Annotated in this window: 15 protein-coding genes; 8 read left to right on the top strand and 7 right to left on the bottom strand. The window is 65.1% G+C overall.

All coding sequences use genetic code 11. The features are described 5' to 3' along the window. Window positions 1-45: 45 nt before the first annotated feature. Window positions 46-2,190, top strand: coding sequence for a M28 family peptidase (locus WJT74_RS04220; RefSeq protein ID WP_343347233.1), 2,145 nt, complete (start codon window positions 46-48; stop codon window positions 2,188-2,190). 76 nt (window positions 2,191-2,266) lie between these two features. Here the strand turns inward: WJT74_RS04220 and rplS are convergent, their stop codons facing one another. Genes rplS through WJT74_RS04205 form a run of 3 tightly spaced genes read right to left on the bottom strand, consistent with a single transcriptional unit; the run spans window position 2,267 to window position 4,140 of the window. After that, entirely contained in the window at window positions 2,267-2,653 is a 387-nt protein-coding gene (gene rplS / locus WJT74_RS04215) for a 50S ribosomal protein L19 (RefSeq protein WP_343347231.1), read from the bottom strand. 4 nt (window positions 2,654-2,657) lie between these two features. Next, window positions 2,658-3,389, bottom strand: a complete 732-nt coding sequence (gene trmD / locus WJT74_RS04210) for a tRNA (guanosine(37)-N1)-methyltransferase TrmD (protein WP_343347229.1) — start codon at window positions 3,387-3,389, stop codon at window positions 2,658-2,660. 31 nt (window positions 3,390-3,420) lie between these two features. Further along, entirely contained in the window at window positions 3,421-4,140 is a 720-nt protein-coding gene (locus WJT74_RS04205; RefSeq protein ID WP_343347226.1) for a DUF5818 domain-containing protein, read from the bottom strand. Between the two features lie 164 nt (window positions 4,141-4,304). On the opposite strand from WJT74_RS04205, the gene WJT74_RS04200 reads away from it, so the two are divergent. Further along, window positions 4,305-5,255, top strand: coding sequence for an NAD(P)/FAD-dependent oxidoreductase (locus WJT74_RS04200; RefSeq protein ID WP_343347222.1), 951 nt, complete (start codon window positions 4,305-4,307; stop codon window positions 5,253-5,255). On the opposite strand, the gene rimM is transcribed toward WJT74_RS04200, so the two are convergent. The 4 genes from rimM to WJT74_RS04180 form a co-directional block, all read right to left on the bottom strand. After that, window positions 5,240-5,740 (bottom strand): ribosome maturation factor RimM, encoded by a 501-nt coding sequence (gene rimM, locus WJT74_RS04195; protein WP_343347219.1) that lies wholly within the window; start codon window positions 5,738-5,740, stop codon window positions 5,240-5,242. The genes WJT74_RS04200 and rimM overlap by 16 nt on opposite strands. Before the next feature lie 6 nt (window positions 5,741-5,746). Beyond that, complete coding sequence (gene rpsP / locus WJT74_RS04190) at window positions 5,747-6,247, bottom strand: 30S ribosomal protein S16 (RefSeq protein ID WP_343347216.1); 501 nt, start codon at window positions 6,245-6,247, stop codon at window positions 5,747-5,749. 28 nt (window positions 6,248-6,275) lie between these two features. Further along, window positions 6,276-7,727: a signal recognition particle protein gene (gene ffh, locus WJT74_RS04185; protein WP_343347214.1), complete on the bottom strand. Its 1,452-nt coding sequence runs from the start codon at window positions 7,725-7,727 to the stop codon at window positions 6,276-6,278. Window positions 7,728-7,884: 157 nt separating this feature from the next. After that, the gene (locus tag WJT74_RS04180) at window positions 7,885-8,442 is read right to left on the bottom strand and encodes a DUF924 family protein (protein WP_343347212.1); all 558 of its coding nucleotides are present in this window, start codon (window positions 8,440-8,442) and stop codon (window positions 7,885-7,887) included. A gap of 41 nt (window positions 8,443-8,483) precedes the next feature. Between WJT74_RS04180 and dapF the strand changes: the two genes are divergently transcribed. Genes dapF through WJT74_RS04150 form a run of 6 tightly spaced genes read left to right on the top strand, consistent with a single transcriptional unit; the run spans window position 8,484 to window position 13,716 of the window. Further along, window positions 8,484-9,284 (top strand): diaminopimelate epimerase, encoded by an 801-nt coding sequence (gene dapF, locus WJT74_RS04175; protein WP_343347209.1) that lies wholly within the window; start codon window positions 8,484-8,486, stop codon window positions 9,282-9,284. Beyond that, complete coding sequence (gene mtaB / locus WJT74_RS04170) at window positions 9,281-10,495, top strand: tRNA (N(6)-L-threonylcarbamoyladenosine(37)-C(2))-methylthiotransferase MtaB (protein ID WP_343347206.1); 1,215 nt, start codon at window positions 9,281-9,283, stop codon at window positions 10,493-10,495. The genes dapF and mtaB overlap by 4 nt, the downstream gene beginning before the upstream one ends. Continuing rightward, window positions 10,492-11,409: a signal recognition particle-docking protein FtsY gene (gene ftsY / locus WJT74_RS04165; protein ID WP_343347204.1), complete on the top strand. Its 918-nt coding sequence runs from the start codon at window positions 10,492-10,494 to the stop codon at window positions 11,407-11,409. Before mtaB ends, ftsY begins: the two co-directional genes overlap by 4 nt. Further along, on the top strand, window positions 11,406-12,029 hold the full coding sequence (locus tag WJT74_RS04160; RefSeq protein WP_343347202.1) for an inner membrane-spanning protein YciB: 624 nt from the start codon (window positions 11,406-11,408) through the stop codon (window positions 12,027-12,029). Before ftsY ends, WJT74_RS04160 begins: the two co-directional genes overlap by 4 nt. Then, a complete protein-coding gene (locus WJT74_RS04155) occupies window positions 12,026-12,958 on the top strand; it encodes an ABC transporter ATP-binding protein (protein ID WP_343347200.1) in 933 nt (310 codons plus the stop codon). Before WJT74_RS04160 ends, WJT74_RS04155 begins: the two co-directional genes overlap by 4 nt. Beyond that, window positions 12,955-13,716, top strand: a complete 762-nt coding sequence (locus WJT74_RS04150; RefSeq protein ID WP_343347198.1) for an ABC transporter permease — start codon at window positions 12,955-12,957, stop codon at window positions 13,714-13,716. The genes WJT74_RS04155 and WJT74_RS04150 overlap by 4 nt, the downstream gene beginning before the upstream one ends. The last annotated feature ends 39 nt before the right edge of the window (window positions 13,717-13,755 follow it).

Here is a 13,755-nt window from a genome sequence, read left to right as displayed (position 1 = left end):
CGCCACCTGCTTCGAGCGACGCTAGCCACGATCCTTCTTCTCGGCTTGCTGGCGCTCAAGGGGGTGCTGGTCGCGCCCCCTGCCAACGTCGAAGGGTTCGACGCGGCGGCGAGCAAGGCGCGGCTGGAGCGGATTATCGGCGATGCCGGACCGCATCCGGTCGACAGCGATGCGAACGATGCGGTGCGCGAGCGGCTGGTGGCCGAGTTGCGCGCCATCGGGCTCGATCCCGATGTCACCGATCGCATGCAATGTCGAAGCGAGGATTCGCGTCCCACCATCAGCTGCGCGAGAATTCGCAACGTCATCGCCACGATCGGCAGCGGCGATCGCCCCCACCTGCTCCTCAACAGCCACTACGACAGTACCGACGTCGGTGAAGGCGCCGCGGACGACGGGATCGGGGTAGCGGTGATGCTGTCGGTCGCCGAAGCCTTGACGGACATGCCTGCCCCGGCACGCCCCGTGACCTTTCTGTTCAACGAGGGCGAAGAGCGTGGGCTGATCGGGGCAGCCGCCTTCGATGAAGACAATTCGATCGCGGAACGGGTCGACACCCTCATCAACATCGAGGCTCGCGGGACCGAGGGGCCGGCGCTGATGTTCCGTCAGTCGAGCGTGCGCGGCGACATGATCGGCCTTTATGGCGAGGTCACGCCCCGCCCCGCCGCCAATTCGCTTTCGAGCGACTTCGCGAACCTCATCCCCAATCGTACGGACGGCGAGCATTTCCGCCGCGCGGGCCGTGACTGGGACGTGCTCGAATATGCCATCGCCTTCAACGAGGCGCGCTATCATAGCGCCGGAGACACCGTGGCCGCGCTCGACACCCGGACGCTGGGGCAGATGGGCAGCCAGGTCCTCGCCGCCACCCGAGCGCTCGCCGACGGTCCGGCCGCGGCCGGTCCGCGCCGCGTATACAGCGACGTGGGCGGGCTCGTGTTTCTGTCATTGCCGCTGACCATGGCGGCAGCGATCTTCGGGATCGCGCTCGTCGGTCTGCTGGTGTTCGCGGTGAAACGGGGGGCGTTCGGCGCGCTCGGTTTCATGTTGCTGGCGTTCGCGACGGCTTTCGGGGCAGCGGTCGCTGCGGGATGGGGCTTGTCGCAGGCGGTGGCCGGCCAGTTCTGGCGGGGCACGCCGCTCCCTACCTACCTCGCCATCCACGCAGCGATGCTGGCGGGTCTGTTGCTCGCCCATGCCCTGCGCCGCGGTGCGGCGGATCGGCGGCGCGACCGGGTCGCGGCATGGTTGCTGGTCGCGCTTATTGGAATGGCGGCCAGTCTCTTCCTGCCGGGGGCGCTCATCCTTTTCCTCGTGGGACCGACGCTTACGTTTCTCGGCCTCCTGGCGGGCGGACGGGTCGAACGGCTGGCTTCGTGGGCGGCCATCATCGTCCAGGCGGTGCTGATCGCGCAATTCGTGGCGTTGATGGAGGAGATTTTGATCGCAGGACCGCTCTGGGCGGGTGCGCCGTTGGTCGCGCTCGTCGCCCTGCCGCTGCTGGTCGAGGTGCTGCCCCACGAACGGAGAGCCGCGCTTCCGCTGCCGCCCGCGATTATCGCCGCGGGCCTCGCGATCCTCGCGCTGGCACAACCGATGACGAGCGCGCGCAGTCCAGGGCCGCTCAGCTTCGTTTACGAACGGGACGACAGTGCCGACCTGTCCGCGGTCCGTGCGCTGAGCGATGGGCGCGCGCTTCCCGATCCCGTCTCCAACGCTGCCGAATGGAGGAAATTCGAGTTCACGACCGGCGGCGGTAGCAGCGATGCGGTACCGGTCGAGCCCTTCGATGCACCCGCGGCCCGGATGACCCGATTGTCGTCGCGAAAGGGGGAAGATGGCCGGATCGTGCGTTATCGCCTCCAACTCGACGATCGCATCACGGGCACCGTGCTGCGGATCGAAGAGGGAAGCGGGGTTCGAGCGGCGGGTATCGGCGAAGAGGTCCTACCGTTTAGCGACGCTGGCGATGGGCCGGCGCTGCTGCGCTGCTACGGCAGAGCGTGCGACGGAGCGGTGATCGAGGTACGGTTCGACGATGACACGCCCGTCGACGCCGAACTGGAAGCCTTCGCACCGGGCGTTCTTCCCCCCGCGGCGCGTACCCTCGCGGATGCACGACCCGACGACTATCTCCCAAAGGGTGCGCCCGACGGCAGCCTCCGCCGAACCCACCTGATGCTTTGACCCCTTCCGAGGGCAGGCAGAAAAAGGGGCGCCCGACCAGTCGCCGGACGCCCCTTCCTGCTCGATCCTCGATGGATCAGGCGTTTTCTTTCTTGCCCTTCGCGGGACGAGTGTCCTTGCGCTCGGCGATACGGGCCGACTTGCCGGTGCGGCCGCGCAGGTAATAGAGCTTGGCGCGACGAACGGCGCCGCGACGCACGACCGTGATGCTGTCGACGTTGGGCGAATAGAGAGGGAATACGCGCTCGACACCTTCGCCGAACGAAATCTTGCGGACGGTGAAGCTGCTGCCGGCGCCTTTGTTGGCCCGGGCGATGCAGACACCTTCGTAATTCTGAATACGGGTACGTTCGCCCTCGACCACGCGCACGCCGACGCGAAGCGTGTCGCCCGGGCGGAAATCGGGGATGTCCTTGCCGAGCGCCTTGATGGTTTCCTGCTCGAGCGTCTGGATGATGTTCATCGGTTCAATCCTGTTTCTTCTTCGCCTGCGCACCAGAGGGAGACTGACCTGGAGCATCCCCGTGACGCTCCCATAAGTCCGGCCTCCTTAGCCGTGTGTCCTCGCGGCTGCGTTCTTCACGCCATGCCGCGATGCGCGCATGATCCCCCGATCGCAGCACTTCGGGGATCGTGCGCCCCTCCCATTCGACCGGTCGGGTATAATGCGGATATTCGACGAGCCCGTTTTCGAAGCTTTCATCGTCACCGCTTGAAGCCGCGCCCATTACGCCGGGAAGCAGCCGAATGCAAGCGTCGAGCATCAGCATCGCGGGGATCTCGCCGCCCGACAGGATATAGTCGCCCACGCTGACGGGTTCGATGGGGCGCGCATCGAAGATCCGCTCGTCGAACCCCTCGAAGCGGCCGCACAGGACGATCGCGCCCTCGCCCGCAGCGATGTCGCGCACCCGGCGCTGAGTCAGCGGAGCGCCGCGCGGCGTCATCGCGAAGATCGGTCGTCCATCGGCCACGCTGTCGATCGCGGCCGCGAGTACGTCGCATTTAAGCACCATCCCCGCTCCGCCACCCGCGGGCGTATCGTCGACGGTGCGGTGCTTATCGGACGCGAAATCGCGGATTTGCGTGGTGTCGAGGCTCCAGCGGCCTTCCTCCATCGCCCGCCCCGCGAGCGAGGTGCCGAGCGGCCCGGGAAACATGTCCGGGTAGAGCGTCAGGACGGAAGCGCGGAAGGTCATCGGGCGCCGCTAGGACAGGATGAGAAGGCGGTCAAACTTCGTTGGCATTCGCTGGGCATTTGACGAAGACCACGCCGTCGCCCTCGATACGCTTGCCAGCGAGGGTCAGCCCGCGTCCGTCGGCATTGGGCATCACCGCAAGCCCATCGGGCCCGCGCGTCTCGATCGGCAATTCTGGGAGTGGCTTGTCGAAGACGATCCGCGGCTGCGGCCCGTAGTTGATCACGCCCGTCGACGGCACGCCGTTCACGCGCGTCTCGATGATGGCCATGTCGCGGCCGTTGTCGGACACATCGAAATCGGGACGGGCGCAGTCGGCATCCACGCCTCTCGCGACCCACGGTCCGAGCAGGTATCCGAACGTCAGGGGCTGTCCTCCCGATCGCGCCGGGTCACGATCCCGCGCCGGCGGTTCCGCCGCTTCGATCGAGCGGGGGATCAGATGCCCCTCGCCCTGCATGCAGATCGAGGCATCGGCGATCTCCCCTTCGATCGCGACGTAATCGCCCACCGCGGCGTCGCTCTCCTGCAGCGAGATCGAATAGACGATCCCGTCCGGCGTCGTGACGATCGGGCATTCGACCCCATCGGAAATTCTTCCCTCGACGGTGACCAGCGACGGCTGATCCGCGGGACGGGTCCCCGCCGCGTCGCGATCCTGAGGAGTTCCTTGCGACACATCGTCTTCGGCCGGTGCGCAGGCGGCTGCGGTGGCTGCTGCCAGAACGACCGTCAGAGCGTTGATCCTCATGTGATTTCCTCCTTCATCACAAAAATGGACCGGACCCGAGCCGTGTTCCGATTTGAAGCGGCGAGCGCCCTTTCCGACCGCTGTTGACGCGGAGTCTGAAGCGTAGGCCTCGACGGCGATGAAGCGGGCAGGAACCGAAGCTTTGCGGCGCGGATTGACGATCCATGCGCGACACACCCCTCGATTGCCTCGTCATCGGTGCCGGCCCGGCAGGGCTGACCGCGGCCATCTATCTGGCACGCTATCATCTCGACATCTGGGTGGTCGACGGAGGCAACAGCCGTGCCAAATGGATCCCGACGAGCCACAACCATGCCGGCTTCCCCGAGGGGATCAACGGCGAGGAACTGCTCGATCGCATGAAGGAACAGGCGCTTCGCTATCACGCCGAGATCAAGGACGGGCGCGTGACCCGCCTCGACCGCGGCGAGGACGGATTGTTCGTGGCCGACTGGGGTTCGGGGCCGGTCGAAGCGCGCACCGTCCTACTGGCGACCGGCGTGTCCAACCGGCGGCCGCCGATGATCGATGTGGAAACGCATGACGCCGCGATGGCCGAAGGACTGATCCGCTACTGTCCTGTGTGCGACGGTTACGAAGTCACCGACAAGCGTGTCGGCGTCATCGGCACGGGCGACCATGCCGCTGCCGAGGCGCAGTTTCTGCGCGGCTTTACCGCGAGCATCACGCTGATCGCGCCCGACGGGGCGCAGGATCTGACCCCGCCCTGCCGCACGGACCTGGAGGAAGCGGGGATCGAGCGGATCGACGGTCCCGTCGCGAACATCCGTCCCGGCGAGGGCGAGATCATGGTCGAAGTCGAGGACGGGCGGACGTTCGCCTTCGACAGCATCTATCCCGCGCTGGGATCGGACACGCATGTGCAACTGGCCGAAATGGTCGGGGCAAGCCTTTGCGGCGAACGATGCATCGAGGTCGATGACCATATGCGCACCAATATCGACGGCCTCTATGCGGCGGGAGATGTCGTGATCGGGCTCGACCAGATTTCCAACGCGATGGGCCAGGGCGGGGTCGCGTCAACGACGATCCGCAACGATCTGGCGAAGAAACGACCGATCCGGCGCGAACCGACGGTTCAGCCCTCGCAATAGGCGCTGTTGGCGACGAGCCTCTCGCTATTCCATTCGGGCACCGCCGCCTCGATCAGCGGGATCATGAACCGCTTGCCATCCGGGCGCTCGATCTCGATGACGTCACTCGCACCGTAATTCTCGACCGCCACGATGGTGCCCACGGAAGATCCCGTCTCGTCCACGACCGGCAGGTCCATGAGATCGCCGAGATAATATTCGTCGTCGTCCAATGCAGGCAGCGCTTCGCGGTCGATTTCGACGAGGCTTCCGCGAAGGGCCTCCGCGGCCTCCCGACTGTCGATGCCTTCGAACCGTGCGATGCCGCCCTTGGCATTGGCCCGGACGGACGAAAGGCGCCGCTCGTCGCCACCGACGAACAGCGCCTTCTGTGCTTTCAGCGTATCGATGCCGTCGGCGAACAGTTTGAGGCGAACCTCTCCCCGCACGCCATGGGCACCGGCAATGGCGGCGAGCGCGATGCGTTTGTCGTCCGCGCCCGCCATGCCGGATTACTCGGCCTTGTCGCCGTCTTCTGAGGCCTTGGCGTCGCCTTCGGTCTCGCCCTTGTCCTCGGCGGCCGGCGTTTCCTCGGCGGTCGCTTCTTCGGTAGCCGAGTCATCGGCAGGCGCTTCGGCTTCGGCGTTCTTCGCCTCTTCCGCGGCGTCCTTGGCAGCCTGTTCCTTCTCGGCACGCTCTTCGGCGCGATCCTTGGCCTTCTGTCCCGGCTCCGCCTTCTTCGGATTGTTGCGCTCTTCGCGCTTCGCGATGCCTTCGGCGTCGAGGAAGCGCATCACGCGATCGGTGGGCTTGGCGCCGACCGACATCCAATGCTCGATCCGCTCCTTGTCGAGCTTCACGCGCTCGGGGTCGTCCTTGGCGAGCAGCGGGTTGTAGCTGCCGACGCGCTCGATGAAGCGCCCGTCGCGCGACTTGCGGCTGTCGGCCACGACGATGCGGTAATAGGGACGCTTCTTGGCGCCACCGCGGGCGAGACGAATTGCAACTGCCATGATGATATTCCTTCTAAAGAGTGTGTCGTTATTTCTTTGAAAACTTGTCGAAACCTGGCGGCAGGTTGTTGGGCATGCCCGGTCCGCCGAGACCCGGCAGGCCGCCGGGCGGAAGTGGCGGCATCTTGCCGTCGTCCCCGCCCAGATCGGGACCGCCGCCGAACATCGAGGCAAGCTTCCCGAACCCGCCCATCTTCTTCAGCTTCTTCATCATGCCTTCCATCTGCTGGTGCATCTTGAGAAGCTTGTTCAATTCCTGGACCGTCGAGCCCGAGCCCTTGGCGATGCGCTTCTTGCGCTTCGCGTTGATGATCTTGGGACGCGCGCGTTCCTCGGCGGTCATCGAGCTCATCATCGCTTCGAGGCGCGTCAGCGCCTTGTCGTCGACCTCGCCCGCCTGCTTCATGCCCTTCATTCCGGGCATCATCTTGGCGAGCGCGCCGATTCCGCCCATGCGCTTCATCTGCTGAAGCTGTAGCGCAAGATCGTCGAGATCGAACTTGCCCTTCTCCATCTTCTTGGCGAGCCGCTCGGCATCTTCGGCCTTGACCGTCTCGGCGGCCCTTTCGACGAGGCTGACGACGTCGCCCATGCCGAGGATGCGGCCCGCGACACGGTCGGGGTGGAAGGGTTCGAGTGCATCGAGCCCCTCGCCCGTCCCGGCGAACTTGATCGGCTTTCCGGTGACTTCGCGCATCGACAGCGCCGCACCGCCGCGCGCATCGCCGTCCATGCGGGTGAGGATCACACCGGTAAGCTCGATTTCCTCGCCGAAGCCCTTGGCGACGTTGACCGCGTCCTGCCCGGTCAGACTGTCGACGACGAGCAGCGTTTCGGCGGGATTGGCCGCCGCGCCGACCGCCTTCATCTCGTCCATCAGCGCATTGTCGACGTGGAGGCGACCCGCCGTATCGAGCATGAGGACGTCATAGCCCTGGAGCTTGCCCGCCTGGATCGCGCGCTTGGCGATCTCGGTGGGCTGCTGACCCGGTACGATGGGGAGCGTATCGACGTCCGCCTGCCGCCCCAGCACCGCAAGCTGCTCCTGCGCGGCCGGGCGCGCGACGTCGAGCGAGGCCATCAGGACCTTCTTGCGATCCTTTTCCTTCAGCCGCTTGGCGAGTTTCGCCGTGCTCGTGGTCTTGCCCGAGCCCTGCAGGCCCACGACCATGATGACGGCGGGCGGCGCGACCTTCAGATCGAGTTCGGCATTCTCACTGCCGAGCAGTTCGACGAGCGCGTCGTTGACGATCTTGACGACCATCTGGCCGGGGGTGACCGATTTGACGACCTCCTCGCCAACCGCGCGTTCGGTCACCTGTTCGACGAACTTGCGCGCCACCGGCAGCGCGACGTCCGCCTCGAGCAGGGCGACGCGCACTTCACGCATCGCATCGCGTACGTCGCCTTCGGTCAAGGCTCCGCGGCCGCGGATCTTGTCGAAAACGTTGCCAAGGCGATCGCTCAGGCTGTCGAACAAAACTCAAGTCTCCTCAATCACTTGCCCTCACGGACATAACGCGAAAAACGCCGGCGGACGAAACCTCGTCGGCCAGCGTGCGCCGCAGCGCCTGCAATATGTCATCCCGTGGGACGGTGTGCCAATAGGTCAATGCCGTCTGCGGGTCAAGGTCGCGTCAGAAGGCGGCGCCATCGGCCAGCGCCCCGCGCTCCTCCTCGGTGCTGGTCCGTCCGAGCGCCTCGTTTCGTCCGGGGAAGCGGCCGAAACGCTCGATCTGGTCATAGTGCAGATGGGCGAATCTGTCGTGACCATCGTCGGCCATGGCATCAAACAGACGCACGCTGTCCTTCTGGTCCGCCATGTCCTCGCTGTGCATCAGGGGCATGAACAGGAAGAAGCGATGGTCGGGGTCCATCTTTTCTGGCCAGCCTTTCGCGATCGCCTCGCGGGTCAGTTCGCAGGCCAGCGGGTCGGCGGCGAATGCCTCCGCGTCGCCGCGAAACAGGTTGCGCGAGAATTGGTCGAGAAGGATCACTGCGGCGAGCAACGTTTGCGGATCGTCGCGCCAACCCGTCGCCTGCGTTGAGAACACATCGTTGCGAAGGACGCCGAAGCGCTCGCGGATCTCGGCGTCGAAATCCTCGTCCTTCTTCCACCATCGCTCCTCGCCAGCCTCGTCGAACCAAAATTTGAGGACGTCGGCAGCCTGTTCGTGGATACGGTCTTCGCTCATGTCGGTTGCCCTCTTCTGGCCGCGACCCTAAGTCGCGCAGCATGGTCACACGCTTTCACAAGATGCACGGGCTCGGCAACGATTTCGTGATTTTGGACGCGCGCGCGACGGCGGTGGAGCCGACCGAGGCGCAGCGGCGCCTGCTGTGCGACCGCCATCGCGGCGTCGGGTGCGACCAGCTCATTCGCTTGCGGTCGAGCGCGACCGCCGATCTCGTGATGGACATCTGGAATGCCGACGGAAAGCCCGCCGAGGCCTGCGGCAACGCGACCCGCTGTGTCGCGGCGCTGACCGGGGCGAACCGCATCGAGACGAGCGGCGGGCTGCTGGAAGCAAAAGCGATCGGCGAGGAAATCAGCGTGACCCTCCCCCCGCCCAGGTTCGAGTGGGACGCCATTCCACTAGCCGATCCGGTCGATACCGCACCGCTGCCGATGGGCTGGGGCCCCTTCGAACGGCCGGATGCGGTGAATGTCGGCAATCCGCACCTCGTCTTCTTCGTCGAGGATGCCGACGCGATGCCGCTGGAAGAATATGGCCAACAGATCGAGCGGGACCCCGCCTTTCCCGACCGCATCAATGTCAACGTGGCCGATGTGGACGCGAAAGCGTTGAACTTGCGGACGTTCGAGCGCGGGGTCGGAATTACCCAGGCATGCGGAACCGGTGCCTGCGCCACCGCCGTCGCCGCGATCCGCCGCAAGCTCGTGGTCGCTCCCGTCGAGGTCCGGATGCGGGGCGGGTCGTTGACGGTCGACTGGAGCCCCGGCGAGCGGATCGTCATGCGCGGGGCTGCGACCCACGTCTTCTCTGGCGAGATCGACGTGGGGGCGCTGGCATGAGCGTGGAGACGATCACGCTCGGCTGCCGGCTGAATTTCGCGGAGAGCGAGACGATCCGTCGTCGGCTCGAGGCGGCTGGGGTGCGCGACACCACGATCGTCAACAGCTGCGCGGTGACGCACGAAGCTGTGCGGACGACCCGCCAGCAGATCCGCAAGGCGCGCAAGGCGCGGCCCGATGCGCGATTGCTGGTGACGGGGTGCGCGGCGCAGATCGAGCGTGAGGAATTGGCGGCGATGCCCGAGGTGGACGGGCTGATCGGCAACCGCGACAAACTCGATCTCGAAAAGTTCGTCGGGAAAACAACCGCTTTCGTCGGTGACGTCATGACGTCCGACGGTGCGGAAGTGGCGGCGGGAAACGCGGGCAAGGTGCGCAGCTTCGTCTCGGTTCAAACCGGCTGCGACCATCGCTGTACGTTCTGCACCATCCCCTACGGCCGCGGAAACAGCGTGTCGCTTCCCTACGATGCGGTTCGGCGCGCGGTCGCGGGCGAGTTGGATGCGGGTGCGGCCGAAATCGTCGTCACGGGCGTCGACATCACCAGCTACGATCTCGACGGGGTCCGACTTGGCGATCTGCTTCAGCGACTGCTGTCCGACGAACCGCGGCTGAAGCGCTTGCGCCTCTCCAGTCTCGACGGGGTCGAGATCGACGGGGCGCTGTTCGATCTATTGACCGAGGATGATCGGCTGATGCCGCATGTTCATCTGTCGCTCCAGGCGGGCGACGACATGATCCTCAAGCGCATGAAACGGCGCCATTCGCGGTCCGACGCCGTGCGACTGGTCGAACGACTGAAGGCGAAGCGCGAGATCAGCGTCGGTGCCGACATGATCGCCGGCTTTCCGACTGAGAACGAGGCGATGTTCGACAATAGCCTCGCGCTGATCGAGGACTGCGACATCGTGGCGGCGCATATCTTCCCGTACAGCCCGCGCGAACGGACGCCCGCCGCCCGGATGCCGCAGGTTGATCGGTCGATCATCAAAGATCGTGCGGCGCGGTTGCGCGCAACGGCCGCCGCGCATCGACGGCGCTGGCTGCAGAGCAAGGTCGGCACGCGGCAGCCGGTGCTGATCGAAAACGGTGGTCGTGGGCATACGGACGGGTTCGCGCCCATCGCCATCACTGCGGCGGCTCGCGGCACGACGGGGATGGCACATATCGTCGGCATGAACGACAAGGGACTGACGGGGGAAATGACATGAGCTGGCTCGAGCGGCTGACGGGCGGATTTCGCAAGACCGCCGATCGCGTCGGCGAGAATATCAGCGGTCTGACGAGCAAGCAGGCGCTCGACACCGCGACGCTCGACGACATCGAAGAGGCGCTGATCGCTTCCGATCTCGGACCCGAGGCGTCGAAGCGCATTCGCGAGGCCATCGCCGCGCGCAAGTTCGACACGCTCGACGAACGGGGGCTGCGCACGATCCTGGCCGAAGAGATCGAAGCGATCCTCACGCCCGTCGCCAAGCCCTTGGATGTGTACGGTTTTCCCCGTCCGCACGTCATGCTCGTCATCGGTGTCAACGGGTCGGGGAAGACGACGACGATCGGCAAGATCGGCCATCTGCTCCAGGAGCAGGACTACGGCGTACTGCTGGCGGCGGGGGACACGTTCCGCGCCGCTGCGATCGAACAGCTGAAGATCTGGGGTGACCGGATCGGCGCGCCGGTCATCGCTGGACCGGAAGGGGGCGATCCCGCCGCCATCGTGTTCGACGGTGTCAGGCAGGCGACCGCGACGGGCGAGGACGTGCTCATCGTCGACACCGCAGGACGCTTGCAGAACAAGGCCTATCTGATGGACGAGCTGGCGAAGATCCGCCGCGTCCTCGGCAAGCTCAACGAAGAGGCGCCGCACGACGTGATTCTCGTCCTTGATGCGACCACGGGGCAGAATGCGATCAATCAGATCGAGGTCTTCCGAGATGTGGCGAACGTCACCGGGCTCGTCATGACGAAGCTGGACGGCACCGCGCGCGGCGGGGTGATGGTCGCGGCAGCCGAGAAATTCGGGCTGCCCATCCACGCCATCGGGGTCGGCGAGGGCGTCGACGATCTGCGCCCCTTCGACCCGCGAGCCGTCGCCCGCGCCATCGCGGGGCTGCCCCCCGCATGACCGACGTCACCCCGGGGCCCGAGATCGACGCCGAGCGCCGCAAACTGTCGAGCGGGATGCAACTGCTGCTCGACTTGGGTCCGCTAGTCGTCTTCTTCGCCACCAATCGCCTGGCCCCTGGCAGCGATCTCGACCGGATCGTGATCGCGACCGGCGCTTTCATGGCTGCCATGGTCGTGGCGATGGGAGTGCATTTCGCGCTGGTGAAGCATTTCTCGAAACTGCAGTTGTTCAGTTCGGTGCTGGTGTTCGGGTTCGGCGCCATCACCATCGTGCTGCGCGACGATACGTTCATCAAGATCAAGCCGACGGTCTACAATCTGGGGGCGGCGACGATTCTGGGCGTTGGCGTCATGCTGAAGAAGGTGCCGCTCAAATGGCTCCTCGGCGGCGTCTTTCCCGGACTGAGCCATCGCGGATGGACGCTATACTCCCGGAATTGGGCGATTTTCTTTGTGGCGATGGCTTGCCTCAATGAAGTCATCTGGCGCAACTTCTCCACCGATTTCTGGATTGGCGCCAAGATCTGGCTGTCAATGCCCCTCACCTTCATTTTCGCCGCCGCCAATATGCCGATGCTGATCCGCCACGGTTTGATGCTCGAGGAGAAGAGCGAATGAGCGTCATTTCGATCGAAGGACTGACCAAGGCGTACGACAGCGGCACGATGGCGCTGAAAGGCGTCGATCTGGCCATCGAGAAAGGCGAGATCTTCGCCCTGCTCGGACCGAACGGCGCGGGCAAGACGACGCTTATATCGATCGTCTGCGGGATCGTGACCAAGACGGGGGGCAGCGTTTCGGTGCTGGGCCACGATATCGAGCGCGAGTATCGCGCCGCGCGCGAGCATATCGGTCTCGTACCCCAAGAACTCACCACCGATGCCTTCGAGACGGTGTGGGATTCGGTGCGCTTCTCGCGCGGCCTGTTCGGAAAGCCGGCCGACGACGCCTATCTGGAGCGGGTGCTGAAGCGTTTGACGCTCTGGGACAAGCGCAAGGCCGAGATGATGACATTGTCCGGTGGGATGAAGCGGCGTGTCATGATCGCCAAGGCACTCGCCCATGAGCCCGAAGTCCTGTTTCTCGACGAACCCACTGCGGGGGTGGACGTCGAACTGCGCCGCGACATGTGGGAGCTGGTGCGCAAGCTGCGGGCCGACGGAACCACGATCATCCTGACGACCCACTACATCGAGGAGGCCGAGGAAATGGCCGACCGCGTCGGCGTGATCCGCGATGGAGAGCTGGTCGCGCTGGGGACCAAGGCGGAACTGATGCGCCAGATGGGCCGGCGGACATTGAAGATCTTCCTCGACGAACCGCTCGCCGCCCTGCCGCCCGAACTGGCCGACCGCGACATCGATCTCGAGGATGACGGTCACGAACTCTGCTATCATTTCGACAGCAACGACGAGCAGACCGGCATCCCGACCCTGATGCGCCAGCTCGATACGCTCGGCATTTCATGGCGCGATCTGACGACTCGTCAGTCGAGCCTGGAAGATATCTTCGTGTCGTTGGTCAACCGTTCGAAGGACGCGCAATGAACCCCCGCGGCCTTTACGCCATCTACAAGTTCGAGATGTCGCGCTGGCGGCGCACGCTGGGGCAGAGCCTCGTGGCGCCGGTCATTACCACCGCGCTCTATTTCCTCGTCTTCGGATCGGCGATCGGGGGGCGGATGAGCGACATGGCGGGCATCGACTATGGCAGCTTCATCGTGCCGGGTTTGATCCTGTTGTCGGTGCTGACCCAGTCGATCGCCAATGCCAGTTTCGGCATCTACTTTCCCAAGTTCACAGGTACGATCTACGAAATTCTGTCCGCTCCGCTGTCGCCGCTGGAAACGGTCACGGGCTACGTCGGCGCGGCGGTGACCAAATCGGTCATCCTCGCACTGGTCACGCTGGCGACCGCGACGCTGTTCGTCGAGGTTCGGGTCGAGCATCCCCTGTTGATGCTGCTGTTCCTCGTCGCGATTGCGGTGGGTTTCTGTCTGTTCGGGTTCCTGATCGGGCTCTTGGCGGACAATTTCGAACAGTTGCAGTTCGCGCCGCTGCTGGTGGTCACCCCCCTCGCCTTTCTCGGCGGGATTTTCTACGCGGTCGACTCCCTTGCCGAACCGTGGCGGACCGTCACCCTCTTCAATCCCGTCGTCTATCTCGTCTCGGGCTATCGATGGACCTTCTACGGCGTCGCCGACGTGCCGCTCGTTGCCAGCGTGGCTGCGATGGCGCTGTCGATCCTCGTCCCGCTCGCGGCCATCGCGTACATCTTCCGGACGGGCAAGCGGCTCAAACAATAAGGGCGGCGACCGAAGTCACCGCCCTTTCTGAAGCATCGA

The organism is Sphingomicrobium sp. XHP0239, from assembly GCF_039555325.1.
Taxonomy (GTDB): Bacteria; Pseudomonadota; Alphaproteobacteria; order Sphingomonadales; family Sphingomonadaceae; genus Sphingomicrobium; species Sphingomicrobium maritimum.
The sequence above is the reverse complement of the archived record's forward strand: the minus strand, read 5'-3'. Positions and strand labels throughout refer to the sequence as shown.